The following is a 17,052-nucleotide window of genomic DNA, read 5'->3' as shown; positions in this document are numbered from 1 at the left end:
GGGCATCCACGCTCTAAAAGCCCCCTCCAGCCTGCTGGCTCCAGCAGCCAGTTCCAGAGTCACGCACTCGCGTAATGATCGCAGCATGGAAAGGGTTCTGGAAGTTAAGGCACTGAGCCGTCAGTTTGGCGCGCGCCAAGCGTTGCGGGATTTGCATCTGCACCTGGAGCGCGGCGACATTCTGGGCTTGCTTGGCCCCAATGGCGCCGGCAAGACCACCTGCCTACAACTGCTGGCCGGTCAACTAGCCCCCGATCAGGGCTGCATTCGTATCTGTGGCCATGATCTGTTGCGCGCCCCCCGGGCCGCCAAACAGCAGCTTGGCTATCTGCCCGAACGCCCGCCATTGTATCCCGATCTGCACCTGCATGACTATCTGTGCTATTGCGCTCGTCTACACGGATTGCGCGCGGCGGCGTTGCGCGCAGCGGTCGATGAGGTAATCGCTGAATGTGGTCTGGAGTCCGTGCGCCAGCGTCTGCTGGGACATCTGTCAAAAGGCTATCGCCAGCGCGTCGGCCTTGCACAGGCTCTGCTGCATAATCCAGCACTGTTACTGCTCGATGAGCCGGGTGATGGGCTTGATCCCTTGCAAAGCCAGGAGCTGCGCGCGCTGATTCGCCGCCGTGCGGAACGCGGCTGCGCGGTTATTTTCTCCAGCCACCGACTCGATGAGGTGCAGCATCTGTGCAAGGCCGTACTCATCCTGCGCGAGGGCCAGACGCTGTATCAGGGAGCCCCGCAAGGGCCAGCAGGAACTGCCCCGGCAACGCCTGCGGCCAGCGTTGCGCTGCGAGTACGCCTAGTGCCACCGAGTCGCCCGGCCGCGCTGGCAGCATTGGAGCCAGTGGCCAGTGCCGAAGCGCTGGACGATGGTCGCATGCGGCTGCACTTGCATCCGGGCACCAGCCCGGCGCAGCTCAGCCGCATGCTGGTCGAGCGTGGCTTTGGCTTGGCCGAGCTGGGTCCCGAGCCGAATGATCTGGAACGGCTGTTCCTGAGCGGCTTTGGCGTGCGCGACCGCGCCGCCTGAGGACGAACGCCATGCTGTGGGTGATCGCCCGACGCGAGAGTCTGACGTTATTTCAAACCGGGCTGCTGTGGCTGCTGCTGGCCGCCTGCGCGCTGATTCTCGGCTGGGTTTTTCTGACCGTGCTGGATCCTTTCGTCGGAGTTGACAGCGACCGGCTGGAAACCCTGTCAATCAACGCCCTCAATCTGCGTCTGGTACGGGAACTTTTTGGTGCTGCCTCAGTGCTGGTGCTGCTGATTGCTCCACTGCTGGCCAGCCGCCTGCTGAGCAGCGAATGGCGCGACGGGCGCTATGCGCTGCTGGCTGCCGCACCGTTGCGGCCGCTGGACATTCTGCTCGGCAAATGGCTGGCGCTGGCGCTGGTGCTGCTCGCCTTGTGCGCTCTGCCTGGATGTCTGTGCCTGGCGCTCGCCTTGCTGGGTGCGCCGGTGGATCTCGGGCTCTGCCTGTCCGCGACCCTGGGACTCTGGCTGCTGGGTCTGTTGTTTGCTGCCGTGGGGCTCTTTGCCGCCAGCCTCAGCGCCCAGCCGGGAGCAGCGACCGTGATCGCCTATGGGCTGCTGATTCTACTGTCGGTGATCAACCGCACCGACACCGCCGGCATGCAGGCGCTGGAACTGTTCGACTGGCTGTCCTGGGGCCAGCATCTGTTTTGGTTCCTAATCGGCGCAGTACGCCTGAGCGATCTTGGTTACTTTGTGCTGCTCAGCGCCGGCTTTCTGGCCCTGGCTGAACGCCGCTTGGCGAATCGACCCTACCAATGAGCGCCCCCGCACCGCCGTCACCGGATTCAGGTTGCACTGCCGTTACCGCCACCCCCAGCGCCACCCCCAATGGGCTTCGCTCGGCGCAGTGGCAGGCCCTCGGACGACGCCTGGCTGATCTCGTCTATGTGCTCCTGCTGATGGCTGTGGTGGTACTGGCCGGCTGGCATTTAGCGCGGCATGACATCTACTGGGACTGGTCGAGCGCCGGGCGCAATGGCTTGAGTCGCGAAAGTCTGGACGTACTGGCCGGACTGGAGGCGCCCCTGAAGCTGCGCGTTTTTGTCGCCTCGGACCATCCGCTGGCGCGGGAGATCGAACAGGTGCTGATGCGCTATCGCCGCGCCAGCGATCAGGTGCAGGTGGAGTATATCGACCCAATCCACGCGCCTGAGCAGGCGCGACACTTTGATGTGCAACGCCTTGGTCAACTGGTGCTGGAGTATCAGGGACGGCGCGAAAGCCTGATCCGGCTCGACGAAGCCGCCCTGACCAATGCCATCGCGCGCCTAAGCCTGACGCAGGCTCCCTGGATCGCCATTCTGGAAGGACATGGCGAGCGCAGTCCCAGCGGCGGGACCGGTCGCGATATTGGCCGCTTGGCGCGCTGGCTTGAGCAACGCGGATTTCGCCTGCAACAGGTCGATCTCGCGCGCCTGAGCCGCATCCCCTCCAACACTGCCGTGCTGCTGCTCAGTACCCCGGTCATTGAGTTGTTTCCCGGCGAAGTCGAAGCCCTGATCGAATATGTTGCCACCGGTGGCAATCTGTTGTGGCTGCTCGACCCTGGCGACTGGCAGGGCTATGAACCGCTGGCGCAAGCGTTGGGTATCAGCCGCCTGCCAGGGCAGATCGTCGATGCCAGCGGAGACGCCTTTGATGTCGAGACGCCCAGTGTGGTGGTAATCAGCGACTGGCCGGAGCATCCGCTGTGGCAGGGGCTGAGCGCACCAGCCTTCTTTCCCGGCACGCTGGCTTTTGCATCTGGCATGGCGCCTGCCTGGCAGTCGATCACCACCCTGCACAGCAGCGAACAAAGCTGGAATGAGACTGGCCCCATCCGTGGTCAGATCACGCGCGATGCATCACGCGACGAAGCGCCGGGACCACTGACCTTTGCCCAGATCCTGACGCGCCCAGTGCCCAATGCTCTGCGTGCCGGTGGTGCCGCTGCAATGGACAGTAGCGCTCTGGGTGAGCAGCGCCTGGTGCTGATCGGCGATGGGGATTTCCTCAGCAACGCAGCTCTGGAACGCGGCGCCAACCGCGCGCTGGGCCTGCGTCTGCTGCGCTGGCTCAGTGGCGTCGAACTCATGCTAACCAATACCCAAAATACCGAACCACCGCTGTCCCTGACCCCAGAGCGCGCCTTCGCACTCAGCCTGTTTGCGCTGGTGATGCTACCCTGCGGCTTGCTGACGCTGGCGGTATTGACCCACTGGCGGCGCCGCCATGCCTGATCAAGGAGACCATGCATGAAGGAACGCTGGCTGATCAATGGGGTGCTGCTGCTGATTTGCGCACTGCTGCTGTGGCTCACGCGCTGGCAGCCCGCGCCACCGCCGGGACTGGCGGCTCGGGTCGGTTTGACGCCCACTGAAGTCACTCATATCCGGCTGCGCCATGGTGATCGCCCAGCGCTGGTCCTTGAGACCAGCCCGACCGGCTGGATGCTGCGCGCGCCACAGCGCGGACCTGTCACCCCGGCCATGAGTGAACGCATTGATGCGCTGCTGCGGGCACCAGCCAATCCGGCCTTTACTCTGAGCGACCTAAGCGATCCGACCGATCTGAGCGGGCGCGAGGCACGCGCCACCAAGCTGGCAGAGCTGGGGCTGGATAATCCCTGGTTCGTGCTGGAGTTGAATGACCGGCGCTTGGACGCCGGCAGCGCCGAACCGATTGACCGACGCCGTTATCTGCGCGCCGGCCATGACATCCTGCTGATCGACGATCGTTGGCTGCTGCCGCTGCTGGCAGCGCCAGCGGCCTATCTGTCCGCCCCCGAGCCGACTGGCACGACGGCAACTCCGACGCTTACCGACGAATCGCGCCCCCATGCCCGAACTCCCTGAAGTCGAAACCACGTTACGCGGCATTGCCCCGGCGCTAACAGGGCAACGCATTCAGCGTCTGCTGGTCCGCGATCGACGCCTGCGTCAGCCGGTATCGAACGAGACCGAAGCACTGCTGCCGGGACAGCGCATTTTGCACCTGCACCGCCGCGCCAAATACCTGCTGCTGACGCTTGAGGAAGGCGCTGTGCTGATCCATCTGGGCATGTCCGGCAGCCTGCGCCTGACTCCCGTAATTACGGACTATCGAAAGCACGATCATATTGATTTGCTGCTGGAATCCGGCCTCAGTCTGCGGCTGCACGATCCGCGCCGCTTTGGCCTGTTCCAATGGATCCCCACCCCAGTCACGTCACATCCCCTACTCGCCAACCTGGGCCCCGAACCACTGTCCGAAGCCTGCGACGGTGATTATTTGTACCGGGTTGCGCGCAAGCGGCACCTGGCAGTGAAAAACCTGATTATGGACAGTCGCGTGCTGGTCGGCGTTGGTAACATCTACGCCAACGAAGCGCTGTTTCTATCCGGCATCCATCCCGCACAGGCCGCTGGAAGCATCAGCCAAGCACGCTATCAACGTCTGGCCATTGCAATCAAACAAGTGCTCAGTGCCGCCATCGAACAGGGCGGCACCACCCTGCGGGATTTTCTGCGCGAAGATGGCCATCCTGGCTATTTTGCCCAATCCCTGCATGTCTACAACCGCGCCGACAAACCCTGCCATCAGTGCGCAACCCCGATAGAAGTCCTGCGCATCGGCCAGCGCTCCAGCTTCTATTGTCCCGTCTGTCAAAGTGAAACCACCCCGGATTGCCTCCCTGGAGCGCGCACAGGAATGAGCGAACCATGAGGTCACCACCGGCGTTTATTTGGATTCGGCCGCGATCATGGCGCGGACGATATCGGGGACGCGCATATGCGCGCGCCAGTCGAGGCGCTCAGCCGCCTTGCCGGGATCGGCCTGGCTGCGTGGCAGGTCGGTGGGGCGAAACAGACTTTGATCGACCTGTACATGATCGCGCCAGTCGAGATCAAGCGCAGCGAAGGTTTCGGCAATGAAGTCACTGAGACTGCATGAATGGCCGGTGGCAATGACATAGTCATCCGGCTCATCCTGCTGCAGCATCCGCCACATGGCATCAATATATTCGGGCGCCCAACCCCAGTCACGAATGATGTCCGTGTTGCCGATGCTTAAGTGTTCGTCCGAGCCAGCGGCAATGCGGCAGGCGGTGGCGATGATTTTGCGGGTCACGAAGCGCGCCGGGCGTAGCGGGGATTCGTGGTTAAACAGAATCCCCGAGCAGGCAAACAGATTGTAGGCTTCTCGGTAGTTGGCAACCTGCCAGAAGGCGGCGGCTTTGGCGACGGCATAGGGACTGCGCGGGCGAAAGGGCGTGGTTTCGGTGGCTGGGATGGCGCCGGTGTTACCGAAGCACTCACTGGAGGACGCGTTGTAGAAACGAATCGGGCGCCCAACAAAGCGGGCTCTGTTACGTTTGGTGTGGGTAGCGAGGTTTAAACACATTTAGTTAAACTGACAGCTTAGCACACGCGGGATTGTCGAAGGGTGATGCGGGCAGATTGGTCAGTTTGCCCGCAATCAGATAAGCCATGGTGATCAGATGCTTTGTCGTTCCGTAGCCACGTGCCTTGGCTTTGGCGGCTTGGATCTGGCCATTGACGGCCTCGACGCGGCCGTTGGTGAGACGCGAATCGAAGGCGTTGAGCACTCCGTTCCAATGGTCCTTGATGGTCTGTGCGACCTTCTTCATCGGCTCGAGCCGGCAGCGACGCGCCCAACTGACCCAGGACGTCAGCAAGGGCTCGGCCTGCTCACGCGAGGGGGCGGAACGGAAAATCTCGCGCAGTGCTTCCTTGATGCGCCAGGCGCGGTGGGTTTTGAGATTGAGCTTTTTCAGGTCATAGAGCTGTGCGCCATCGCGAGGACTCCATTGCTGTTTGTCCTTCAGCCACAGGTAGCGGGTGCGCTTGAGCGCGGGCCTCGGTTTTCACCTCCGCGCGGCGCACCTCATCGACGGCCTTGTTGACCAGTTGAATGATATGAAACTCATCGAAGGTAATCTCCGCCCACGGCAGCTCGGTCTCGACGCCCTTGCGATAGCTTGCCGCCATGTCCATGCAGACCGCACGGATGTTCTCCGCACACCCGCCATGGGCTTCAAGATCATCGGCGAAGCGCCCAATCACCTCGGCTTTGCGTCCCTCGGTGGCGAAGACCAACCGTTCAGCCTCCAAGTCATGGACCACCGTGATGTAGTCATGTCCGCGCCGGGCGGCCGTTTCATCAAGGCCGAGGTCCTTGACCTGAGATTGATCATCCAACGCCCGCGCGGCCTCGACATAGAAGTCGAGCACCCGCCAAATTCGCATATCACTGACGTGCAGCAATTGCGCCACCTGCGCCACCGGCATGGCCTTGGCAAAGGTGACGATCAGCGCCTCCATCAGCTGGGTGAAACCACTGTTGGCACGCGCCCAAGGCACCTGCACCTGCGCGGTCTTGCCACAACTGGCACAACGCACCCGCGGCACCTTGGCCTGCAAGTAGGCTTCATACTGAAAGAAGTTCAGATGACGCCACTGGCGTTTCTCGGTGTCATGCACCGGTTGATGCGCGGCCCCGCAGTGCGGGCAGGCAAAGCGCGCCCCGCGCCGATAGCCAAGCTCCAACTCCAGGCGCCCGGTGGCGGGATCAAAGCGCACGTCCTTCACGGACCAGGGAGTGGACAAGCCAAGCGCGGCAGAGAACAGCGACGTCGGTTCCATCATCAAACCTCCGAGGCCTATGGATATGTGGACGCGTCCTGCGGACCGGCCCAAGCCCTACGGGGCGTGTGGACAACCCCGGTATCGCACCGCTTAAGCACCGAGGCAATCCTCGCAAACCGGCGGGCGGTGCGCTTCCGGGGTTGCCCACACTCTCGGGCCTTGCGCCCACATACCCACAGGCCCTACTACAAAATGGATGAAAATTTTCGCGGAAAGATGGTGCCAGGCGCTGGGTTTGTAAACGGGAAACCCATAGAAAACGTAAGAGGACCACAAAGCGCAGTGCTTCGAGCAGATTCAGGGTGCCAAGATTGATACTTTCATGCGTTTCTGCCGGCTGCTGAAACGACAAGCCGACCGAGCTCTGCCCGGCGAGATTGTAGATCTCGTCCGGCTCGGCCTGGATGATGCCGTTCAGTGTGCTGCGAAAGTCATTGATAGCTAAAGAGATGCAGTCCACCTGGTCGCGGATGCCCAAGCGGCTGAGATTGCCGAAACTCGACAGTTCGGCATCCCGCGAGCTGCCGATGACCTGATAGCCTTTCTCCAGCAACCGCTGGGCGAGGTGTAACCGTTTAGCCCCCCTGCCTTTTGGGCGCTTTTGGCAGGCAACCTTCTGATTCTTCGTTGCTGCCGGAGGGGGGCTAAACGCATACGGCAAGGTAGGCGCCGTCCTGTCCGGAGACGCCAAGAATGAGCGCGCGTTTCATGCTGAACCTTGAATGAGGTGAACCTAATTTGAGTAATAGCAGAGGCATTAATCGCTTTGGCTTGTCGTTGCGAATCCGCTGCGTCCCCCATCTCCTTGAATTTTACTGTCTGAAGACAAAGTTATGCAGCTTTATACGGACACCGGTAGCTTTATTCATGTCGTCGTGCGACTACCCAGGGCTGATGAAAACTGGCTGGGTCAGTGCTAGACTGACCGATTAACCCTAGGGTTAGTGTTAATTTTAACCATCTCGAACACAAGACAGCCATGCGTCTTCCTCATTTGCTTCCTCACCACGGCCACCAGAAGCCTGAAAACGAACTGCGCGACATTCTTAAGCTCAGCCGCAATTCCTTTGTGGTGGCTGGTGTCTTTAGCATGTTTATCAACCTGTTGATGCTCACCCCGGCCATTTACATGCTCCAGCTCTACGACCGGGTGCTGGGGAGCAACAGCCTATCGACGCTGCTGATGCTTACGCTGCTGGTGTTGGGCCTGTTTCTGATTATGGGCATACTGGAGGCGCTGCGCTCACGCATTCTGGTGCGGGTAAGCGCGCGCATGGATGTGCTAATGAGTCAGCGGCTGTTCGACGCCATGTTCGATGCGAATCTGCGCGGACGCGGGCCGGGGGCGCAACCGATTGAGGATCTGACCAGTCTGCGCCAATTTATGACCGGCAATGCGCTGTTTGGTTTTTTCGACGCCCCCTGGATGCCGATCTATATTGCAGTACTCTATCTGGTGCATCCCTGGATTGGTACCCTGGCCATTGGCGGCGCCCTCATTCTGATTGCAGTGGCGGTGGCTAACAATTTATCCACTCAAAAGCCACTGGCGAAAGCCAATGGCCTGGCGATTACCGGACGCAATTTCATCAACGGCAATCTGCGCAATGCCGAGGCGCTCGAAGCCATGGGCATGCGCGATAATATTCGCCAGCGCTGGATGAAGCAACATAATGAACTGCTCAGCCTGCAAGCCGTCGCCAGTGATCGCGCGGGTGGCTTATCGAGCCTGAGTAAGACGCTACGCATCGCCTTGCAGTCCATGACCCTAGGCCTGGGTGCTTACCTGGCGGTGCAACAAGAGATTACCCCAGGCATGATGATTGCCGGGTCGATCATCCTGGGTCGGGCACTGGCCCCCATCGACCTGCTGATCGGCAGCTGGAAGGGCTTTCTGGCAGCACGGCAATCCTATCGGCGCCTGGGCGATTTGCTGGCAGCGATTCCAGCCCATCAGCGCGCCATGAGCCTGCCAGCCCCGGACGGGCGTCTGACGGTCGAAAACGTGGTGGCCGCACCGCCGGGAGCACAATTCCCGGTGCTGCGCGGCGTGCGTTTCGATGTCGAGCCAGGTGATGTGGTTGGTATTATCGGCCCGAGTGCGGCAGGTAAGTCAACTCTAGCGCGGGTAATGCTGGGTGTGTGGCCCCTAGCGTCGGGCAAAGTACGTCTGAGCGGAGCCGACATTAGCCAGTGGAACCGCGACGAACTGGGGCCCTATGTGGGCTATCTGCCCCAGGATATCGAGCTTTTTGCCGGTACTGTGGGCGAGAATATCGCCCGCTTTGGTGAGGTCAATGCTGAAAAGGTGGTCACTGCCGCCAAGCGCGCCCAGGTGCATGAGATGATTCTGCGCCTGCCGCAGGGCTATGACACCCCAATTGGCGAAGCCGGTTCGGTACTTTCGGGCGGACAACGCCAGCGCATTGGCTTGGCGCGCGCCATGTATGGCAATCCGGTGCTGGTGGTACTCGACGAGCCGAATTCCAATTTGGATGACCAGGGTGAGGCGGCGCTAGTAAAGGCTATCGGGGAGCTCAAAGCCGGAGGCACATCGGTATTGCTGATTACCCACCGGCTGAATATTTTGAACAGTGTTGATAAGGTGGTTGTCTTACGCGAGGGGCTAGTCGAGGCCTTTGGCTCGCGCGAGAAAGTGCTGGCGCAGTTTGCACGACCAACCCCCGTGGCGCCACGACCTGCATTGCAGGCACGGCAGCAGGCGGCGGGCTGATCGCAGCACGATTTTCGCCGCCCAGGTGCGCTGTATTTTCCAGCGGCCTAATCCCTCTTAACGCCTAAGACGGACATCCGTCACTTGAGCCAATTATGGATATCAATGTTACTCCCCACCGGATCGAATCCGGTGCAGACATCCAGGTGCCAACCGATGACAAGCCGATCTGGATCGCCGGCCTGCTGGTGCTGGTGCTGGGTTTCGGTGCCTTTGCCGTGTGGGCTTCGGTAGCACCCATTAACGGCGCGGCCGTGGCGCCTGGCGTGCTGGCGGTGGAGTCTACCCGCAAGACGGTTCAGCACTTCGAGGGCGGCATTGTCAAAGAGATCCTGGTGCATGAAGGGGATTCCGTCCAGAAAGGGCAGGTACTGGTGCGCCTCGACGACACCGAGGCCAGCGCCCAGCTGCAAATTGTCCGCACTGAGTATCTTGGCCTGCTCGCACGCATGGCGCGCTTGAAGGCTGAGCGCGATGGTGAAGAAAGCATTGATTTTCCACAAAAACTGCTCAAGGCGCGCGAAGATCCCCGTATCAAAGAAGCCATCGACGGCGAAAAGCAGGTCTTTGCAGCCCGGCGCAAGGCGCTGCAGGGTGAACAGGACGTACTGCGGCAACGCATCGTGCAGCTTGAGGAGCAGATTCGCGGGCTCGAAGCCCAAGCGGCCACTAAGCAGAAGCGTATCGACCTGTATCAGGAAGAAATCGACGGGCTGAAAGCCTTGTTCAAGAAGGGGCTGGGTGACAAAAGCCGGTTGCGTGAATGGGAGCGCATGGTGGCGGAACTCGAAGGCGAGCGCGCCGAGCACCAGGCCTCCATCGCCGCCACCCGGGTGCGCATCAATGAGACGGAATTGCAGATTGTGCAGCTGGACCGGAAACAGAATACTGAAGTCAGCAGCGAACTGCGCGATGTCGAAACGCGCCTTAGCGATCTCAGCGAGCGTCAGCGGGCACTGAAAAAGACGTTGGAGCGCACAGAGATCTTCGCACCGGTCTCGGGTAGCGTCGTCTCGGTGAATTTGCATACCATCGGCGGTGTGGTGCGCTCTGGTGAACCCCTGCTCGATATTGTTCCCATGAATGAGAATCTGATTGTCGAGGCACAGGTCAAGCCGATGGATATTGATCGGGTGTTTCCCGGCCTGGATGCCGATCTGCGCATGAGCGCGTTCAACCAGCGGACTACGCCCGTTATTCCAGGTAAGGTGCTGACGGTTTCAGCCGACACCCTGACCGACGAGCGCACTGGCATGTCCTATTATCTTGCCCGGGTAAAGGTCAAGCCCGAGGGGATGGAGCTTCTTGAAGGGAAAACGCTGCAACCGGGCATGCCGGTAACGGTCATGATCATTACGGGGGAGCGCACCTTTATTGAATATCTGATGAAGCCCATCACGGATATTTTCGCAACCGCTTTCAAGGAAAGCTAAGTTACTCGGCACGAATATGAGCGATAACCAACGACTGATTATTTTCGACACCACCCTGCGCGATGGTGAGCAAAGCCCCGGCGCCTCCATGACCAAAGATGAGAAGGTGCGCATCGCCCGCGCGCTTGAAAAGCTCCGCGTTGATGTCATCGAGGCCGGCTTTCCGATTGCAAGCCCCGGAGATTTCGAGGCAGTCAAGGCGGTAGCGGAAACCATCAAGGATTCAACCGTCTGCGCGCTGGCACGGGCACTGGACAAGGATATTGACCGCGCCGGTGAAGCGCTGCGCAATGCCACCTCAGGGCGCATTCATACCTTCATCGCCACCTCGCCGATCCACATGGAAAAGAAGCTGCGCATGACGCCAGATCAGGTCGTCGAGCAGGCGGTGCATGCAGTTAAGCGTGCGCGGCAGTACACCGATGATGTGGAATTCTCCCCCGAGGATGCTGGGCGTTCGGACATTGATTTTCTGTGCCGCATCCTTGAGGCGGTGATCGATGCCGGCGCACGCACGCTGAATATCCCCGACACCGTTGGCTATGCCATTCCACATCAGTTTGGTCAGACCATCGCGACCCTGCGCGAACGGATTCCCAATGCCGACAAGGCAATCTTCTCGGTACATTGTCACAATGACCTCGGGTTGGCGGTGGCTAACTCCCTGACAGCGGTACGCAATGGCGCACGCCAGGTTGAGTGCACCATCAATGGATTGGGCGAGCGTGCCGGCAACGCATCGCTTGAAGAAGTGGTGATGACAGTCAAAGTACGCCAGGATCTGTTCGACTGCCAGACCGGCATCGACAGCACCCAGATCGTTCCCTGCTCGCGGCTGGTCTCCAGCATTACCGGCTTTCCAATTCAGCCGAACAAGGCCATCGTCGGTGCCAATGCTTTTGCGCATGAGTCTGGCATTCATCAGGACGGGGTGCTCAAACACCGCGAAACCTACGAAATCATGCGCGCCCAGGATGTTGGCTGGAACGAAAACCGCATGGTGCTCGGCAAGCATTCGGGCCGCAACGCCTTTCGCATGCGCTTGCTGGAACTGGGCGTGTCCTTTGACTCTGATGAAGAACTTAACGCCGCCTTCAGCCGCTTCAAAGATCTGGCCGACAAGAAGCACGAAATTTTCGATGAAGACCTGCAAGCCCTGGTCACGGATGCCACGCTGGATGCCACCAATGAACGGCTCAAGCTGAGTTCCATGCGAGTCTGTTCGGAGACAGGTGAGATTCCCCAAGCGCAGATTACCCTGGTGTTAGACGGAGAGGAAATCCAGGGCACCGCCAGTGGTGGCGGCCCGGTGGATGCCACGTTCAAGGCCATCGAATCCGTTATTGATACCCAGACTACGCTCAAGCTGTATTCGGTCAATGCGATCACCAGCGGCACCGATGCGCTTGGCGAGGTCACGGTACGGCTTGAGAAGGGTGGGCGCATCGCCAACGGCCAGGGCGCGGATACCGACATTGTCATCGCTTCGGCCAAGGCTTATATCAACGCAGTGAACAAGATCCTGCAACCACGCAAGCGCGAACATCCGCAGCAGGGCGACGTCTGAGTCTTTCCGGTCAGCGCAGCGCTCAACCGCCTCAGAACATCATGGAGCGAGCCCGCAGCCGCCAGTATCTCAAAGCCATGGGCGTGGTCCTGTGGCGCCAACGCGGCACGGACGCCGATGCCATGAGCGTGGCTGTTGAGAATGACTGGGCATTGGAAGACGCAGCAGCCCCGTCGTCTCCTCACTTTGTAGCCAACACCAGCGATGTACGTGCGCCACAGCATCCAGCCAATGAGCAGGGCAGTGGCCCAAGGGTGCAACCCAACACTCAGTCAGCCAAGTCCACCAGCTCCAGCGCTCACGCAGGTATTGCGGCGGCGCGGGCAGCACTCTTACAGGGCGCTCCCGCCTCGCCGCGCACCACTACTCCAGCCAAGCCTCCGGCATCCACGCCACCAGCCGCTTCTCAAACAGGCGTCAAGCCTAAACAGAACACCTCAGCCACCAATCAACCCCCAGCAACACCCGTCACAGACCTGGATTGGCCGGCACTCGAAAGTGCCGTCGCCAACTGTCAGGCCTGTCAACTCTGCACCCGACGCAACCGCACCGTCTTTGGCAGCGGTGACCGCCAAGCCAGCCTGATGCTGGTTGGTGAGGCGCCGGGAGCGGATGAGGATCGCCAGGGCGAACCATTCGTCGGCAATGCCGGTCAATTGTTGACGCGCATGCTAACAGCCATCGAGCTGCCCCGCGAACAGGTCTATATCGGCAACATTATCAAGTGTCGCCCGCCCTATAACCGCGATCCGCAACCGGAAGAAATCGCCGCCTGTCGCGCCTTTATCGAGCGGCAGATTGAACTTGTTGAACCGCACCTGCTGGTCTGTCTGGGGCGCATTGCGGCACAGGCGCTATTACAGACCAGCGCCTCCCTGCGCGATTTACGTGGGCGCTGGCACTCATTCGGCCCCAGCCAGATCCCGGTGCTGGTCACCTATCACCCCTCTTACTACCTGCGTTCCCCAACCGAGAAGGCGCGTGGCTGGGATGATTTACAGCAGATTGCGCGGCGCTTGCGGAAACTGCCGCACTAAACCGTCATTTTTGAACACAAAAAGGAGAAGAATACCGTGACCACCGACACCGCCGCTGAAGACGCTGGATTGAATGCCGAGGCACTGACCTATCATGCCGAGCCCAAGCCCGGCAAAATCGCCACCGAAATTACCAAGCCGGCCAGCACTCAGCATCAACTCGCTTTGGCCTATACCCCCGGTGTCGCTGAGCCGGTGCGGCGCATTCATACCGACCCGGCCGAGGCCTACCGCTACACCAACAAGGGCAATCTGGTGGCGGTGATCACCGACGGCACCGCCGTGCTGGGTCTGGGTAATGTTGGCGCTCTGGCCGGCAAGCCGGTCATGGAAGGCAAGGCGGTGTTGTTTAAGCGTTTCGCTGATATTGATTGCTTCGATATCGAAGTCAAGGCCGATACTCCTGATGAGTTTATCGACACCGTGGCGCACATCGCGCCCACCTTTGGTGGGATCAATCTGGAAGACATTGCCGCGCCGCATTGCTTCGACATTGAACGACGCCTAATTGAGCGCCTGGACATTCCGGTGTTTCACGACGACCAGCATGGCACCGCCATTATTATTGCCGCCGGCCTGCTCAATGCGTTGGAATTGCAGGGCAAAACCCTGAGTGATGCCAAGATCGTCATCCTCGGTGCCGGCGCCGCCGGCATCGCGGCCATTCATCTGCTGCTGAGCCTCGGCGCGCACATTGGGAACATCTTTACCCTCGATCGCCAAGGCGTGATCCATCCCGATCGTAAGGATCTCAATCCGTTCAAGGCCGAGATTGCCAACCCGACCGACAAGCGCACCCTGAGCGATGCCATGCAGGGAGCCGATGTCTTCATCGGCGTCTCCGGTCCCGATCTGATCAGCGATGCTATGCTGGCCTCCATGGCGCCCAAACCCATTGTGTTTGCGCTGTCCAATCCGATTCCGGAAATTCGCCCCAGCCAGGCATTCAAGGTGCGCAATGATCTGATCATGGCGACCGGTCGCTCGGATTATCCCAATCAGGTCAACAATGTGCTCGGCTTTCCCTTCATTTTTCGCGGTGCGCTCGATGTGCGTGCCTCGCGTATCAATCAGGAGATGCAGATCGCGGCGGTGGAAGCCCTGCGCAGCCTGGCGCGCGAACCCGTGCCGGCGGAAGTGCTGCAAGCCTATGACCTCAAAGCACTGGAATTCGGTCCTGATTACATCATCCCCAAACCCTTCGACCCGCGTCTGGGTGAACGAGTGCCAGCCGCCGTGGCTCAGGCCGCCATTGCTAGCGGGGTGGCGGCAGTGAGCTAACGTCTAACCGAGCAGAGGGTCAAGATGCAACGATGGACAGCCCCCGACGGATGCCCCGAGTGAGTCATGGCCTGCTCGCCCTGCTGTGCGCTGGGCTAACCGGCGCCGCAGGTCTGTCGGTGCCGGAATCTGCCGCAGGCCGTGAGGCCATGAGACTCGCCAATGTGCGAGATCAAGAGCCTGAACCCCAGTCACTGGAATCCCAAATCCTTGGTGTGCTTGCTGACGCCACAGAGATTGCCACCAAAACGCGCATGAATGCCGACTATGTGCCTGGCATTGTCACCATTCTGCGACGCGAAGAGATGCTGGCCCTGGGGGTTCGAACGGTCGCTGAGGCTTTAACTCTGGTACCAGGAGTTACGGTGAATCTGCGTAATGATGGTCGCAGAAAAACATCGTTTCGCGGCCTGGATAATGGCAATGTTGATGTCGGCGTCATGATTGACTCTGTGCCATTAAATACAGGAGCCACCGGAAACGCGAGTTACTTTGAGCTGCCTATCATGCAGGTGGATCGCATTGAGGTCATCCGCGGACCCGGTTCAGCACTGTATGGTGAATCCGCATTTGCTGGTTTAATCAACATCATCACCAGCGCACAACCGCAGCTTCATCTGCGCTATGGCGAGGATGGCACCACCGAAGCCGGTGCGGTCTACCGCTTCGACGCCCCTGAACGCGATCTGTCGGTCAGGCTGAATCTGGCCGGCTGGAACACTCGCGGTGCCGACCTGTGGGTCGAAAGCGATGTGCTCGATAGGGTCGGACTGACCAGCGTTTCCAATGCCCCCGGCCCGGTGGATAACGGCCGTGACTATGGCTTCGCCCAACTCAAAGTCGAGGCCGCCCAGGCGTCGCTGTTTGCTCAGTATCAGTCGATTCACCAGGATCCGTTTTTTGGTGTCAGCGGGGTGCTTCCGGTGGCAAGATCCAAAACAGACGGTTTGGATACCACCCAATGGGTCGTCCAAGGCGAGATCAATTTTTCGCCTCGGGAACATCTAAATGGTGCTCTGACACTGTACTGGAACCAGAGAACCACCGATTTAGACCAATGTTTCCGGCCTCCCGGAGCGCCTGCCATACCAGGTGTTAGTCCAGCACTACCGGATGGCTTGGACGCCGAGCGCTATATCGCATCCCAACGCACCGAGGCCGATGCCTTCCTGGAATGGACCGGCTGGTTGCATCACCGCTGGCGCGTCGAACTGAGCATGGCCAAAGAGAAGGTGCTCGACACCTGGCGCGCCTATAACATGGATATCTTCACTTTAGAACCCCTGCCGGTCATGAAGCGCTATTCCGGGGAATACGCACCGCTCGATCCGGATGCCTGGCGCAGCATCCATAGCCTGGTCCTCCAGGATGAATGGTCCATCCTTGCAAATCTCGATCTAACCTTTGGTGCGCGATACGATCATTACAGCGACGTTCGGGACAGTTTTTCTCCTCGACTGGCGGCTGTGTGGCGGCTGAATGACCGGCACTTGGTTAAAGCGCAAGTCGCCGGCGCCTTCTTCCCACCCTCGCTGTTTCAGCGTACCTATGTTCCCATGCCTCCGGCCGAGCAGGAATATCCTGACAGCCCGCAACAGGTACGCACATCCGAGCTTGGTTACATTTTTCGCCAATCCGACACCGTTGCCCGCCTGACGCTCTATTATTCCGAGCTATTTGATGTCATCGTGTCTACTCCGGATGCCATCCTGAACCGCGGCAAAGAGCGTTTGCAAGGCGTCGAATTGGAATGGGAGCAGCGACTCTGGCGCAACCTGAAGATCGAGGCCAACCTGAGCTATGCGGACACCCTAAACAAAGAAACCAATGCTCCTATCCCTAATTCCACTCAGTGGCTTGGTAATCTCGCTGTCTTCTACTATCCCCGCAAAGACCTGCTACTGACCGGGCGTTGGCGCTATGTCGGTGAGCGGGCACGCGACCCGCTGGATACGCGGACCGACCCTCTGAGTGGCTACAACGATCTCTCCCTGACCCTGAATTGGTTTAATCTTGGCGCCAAAGGACTAACGCTGCGCGCTGGTGCAACCAATCTGCTCAATGCCTCCATTCGCTCACCAGCGCCGATGGACACTTACGAGCAGGATTACCCGGTCATGGAAAGCCGTGCATTTTGGGCACAGATTTCTTACACTCTTCCCTAAAGGCGGTTCGCACAGCCGTCGCAATACCACAAGTGTCTGCAAGCTTTCGACAGGATGTTCTATAAAGCGTGCTCTATTTGTCGCCTTTGTCGCCTATAAGATGCCTTTTTGTGTATTCAGCCAGCGTGCTGCTGCATAGCGCATTGCATGCTTCATGTGATCGGATGACA

13 protein-coding genes and 1 pseudogene are annotated in these 17,052 nt (G+C 59.8%); 11 read left to right on the top strand and 3 right to left on the bottom strand.

All coding sequences use genetic code 11. The features are described from left to right. Positions 1-85: 85 nt before the first annotated feature. From CKO36_RS06065 to mutM, 5 genes are read left to right on the top strand one after another with little or no spacing between them, the layout of a single operon-like run. The gene (locus CKO36_RS06065; RefSeq protein ID WP_200281919.1) at positions 86-1,033 is read left to right on the top strand and encodes an ABC transporter ATP-binding protein; all 948 of its coding nucleotides are present in this window, start codon (positions 86-88) and stop codon (positions 1,031-1,033) included. An 11-nt stretch (positions 1,034-1,044) separates the two neighbouring features. Further along, positions 1,045-1,797: an ABC transporter permease subunit gene (locus tag CKO36_RS06060; RefSeq protein ID WP_200281917.1), complete on the top strand. Its 753-nt coding sequence runs from the start codon at positions 1,045-1,047 to the stop codon at positions 1,795-1,797. Next, positions 1,794-3,257 carry a GldG family protein gene (locus tag CKO36_RS06055; protein ID WP_200281915.1) on the top strand — a complete coding sequence of 488 codons (1,464 nt, stop codon included), beginning with the start codon at positions 1,794-1,796 and terminating at the stop codon, positions 3,255-3,257. Before CKO36_RS06060 ends, CKO36_RS06055 begins: the two co-directional genes overlap by 4 nt. Positions 3,258-3,272: 15 nt before the next feature. Beyond that, positions 3,273-3,872 carry a hypothetical protein gene (locus tag CKO36_RS06050; protein WP_200281913.1) on the top strand — a complete coding sequence of 200 codons (600 nt, stop codon included), beginning with the start codon at positions 3,273-3,275 and terminating at the stop codon, positions 3,870-3,872. Beyond that, positions 3,856-4,722: a bifunctional DNA-formamidopyrimidine glycosylase/DNA-(apurinic or apyrimidinic site) lyase gene (mutM, locus tag CKO36_RS06045; RefSeq protein WP_200281911.1), complete on the top strand. Its 867-nt coding sequence runs from the start codon at positions 3,856-3,858 to the stop codon at positions 4,720-4,722. The genes CKO36_RS06050 and mutM overlap by 17 nt, the downstream gene beginning before the upstream one ends. 15 nt (positions 4,723-4,737) lie before the next feature. Here mutM and CKO36_RS06040 read toward each other — a convergent pair whose 3' ends face one another. The 3 genes and pseudogenes from CKO36_RS06040 to CKO36_RS19595 form a co-directional block, all read right to left on the bottom strand. Continuing rightward, positions 4,738-5,400: a GDP-mannose 4,6-dehydratase gene (locus tag CKO36_RS06040; protein ID WP_242469419.1), complete on the bottom strand. Its 663-nt coding sequence runs from the start codon at positions 5,398-5,400 to the stop codon at positions 4,738-4,740. Positions 5,401-5,404: 4 nt separating this feature from the next. Continuing rightward, positions 5,405-6,662, bottom strand: a pseudogene (locus CKO36_RS06035) (ISL3 family transposase). Next, positions 6,589-7,218 carry a GDP-mannose 4,6-dehydratase gene (locus CKO36_RS19595; RefSeq protein ID WP_242469421.1) on the bottom strand — a complete coding sequence of 210 codons (630 nt, stop codon included), beginning with the start codon at positions 7,216-7,218 and terminating at the stop codon, positions 6,589-6,591. The pseudogene CKO36_RS06035 and the gene CKO36_RS19595 overlap by 74 nt, the downstream one beginning before the upstream one ends. A gap of 426 nt (positions 7,219-7,644) precedes the next feature. Between CKO36_RS19595 and CKO36_RS06025 the strand changes: the two genes are divergently transcribed. The 6 genes from CKO36_RS06025 to CKO36_RS06000 all read left to right on the top strand — a co-directional run bounded on the left by CKO36_RS06025 (position 7,645) and on the right by CKO36_RS06000 (position 16,882). Next, complete coding sequence (locus tag CKO36_RS06025; RefSeq protein ID WP_200281909.1) at positions 7,645-9,399, top strand: type I secretion system permease/ATPase; 1,755 nt, start codon at positions 7,645-7,647, stop codon at positions 9,397-9,399. Positions 9,400-9,494: 95 nt separating this feature from the next. After that, positions 9,495-10,832 carry an HlyD family type I secretion periplasmic adaptor subunit gene (locus CKO36_RS06020; protein ID WP_200281907.1) on the top strand — a complete coding sequence of 446 codons (1,338 nt, stop codon included), beginning with the start codon at positions 9,495-9,497 and terminating at the stop codon, positions 10,830-10,832. Positions 10,833-10,848: 16 nt separating this feature from the next. Further along, positions 10,849-12,399 carry a 2-isopropylmalate synthase gene (locus tag CKO36_RS06015; RefSeq protein WP_200281905.1) on the top strand — a complete coding sequence of 517 codons (1,551 nt, stop codon included), beginning with the start codon at positions 10,849-10,851 and terminating at the stop codon, positions 12,397-12,399. 41 nt (positions 12,400-12,440) lie between these two features. Continuing rightward, positions 12,441-13,436 carry a uracil-DNA glycosylase gene (locus tag CKO36_RS06010; protein ID WP_242469418.1) on the top strand — a complete coding sequence of 332 codons (996 nt, stop codon included), beginning with the start codon at positions 12,441-12,443 and terminating at the stop codon, positions 13,434-13,436. A 36-nt stretch (positions 13,437-13,472) separates the two neighbouring features. Continuing rightward, positions 13,473-14,717 carry a malic enzyme-like NAD(P)-binding protein gene (locus CKO36_RS06005; RefSeq protein ID WP_338053429.1) on the top strand — a complete coding sequence of 415 codons (1,245 nt, stop codon included), beginning with the start codon at positions 13,473-13,475 and terminating at the stop codon, positions 14,715-14,717. Positions 14,718-14,749: 32 nt separating this feature from the next. After that, the gene (locus CKO36_RS06000; protein ID WP_200281903.1) at positions 14,750-16,882 is read left to right on the top strand and encodes a TonB-dependent receptor plug domain-containing protein; all 2,133 of its coding nucleotides are present in this window, start codon (positions 14,750-14,752) and stop codon (positions 16,880-16,882) included. The last annotated feature ends 170 nt before the right edge of the window (positions 16,883-17,052 follow it).

The sequence above is a fragment of the Rhabdochromatium marinum genome (assembly GCF_016583795.1).
GTDB lineage: Bacteria > Pseudomonadota > Gammaproteobacteria > Chromatiales > Chromatiaceae > Rhabdochromatium > Rhabdochromatium marinum.
The sequence above is the reverse complement of the archived record's forward strand: the minus strand, read 5'-3'. Positions and strand labels throughout refer to the sequence as shown.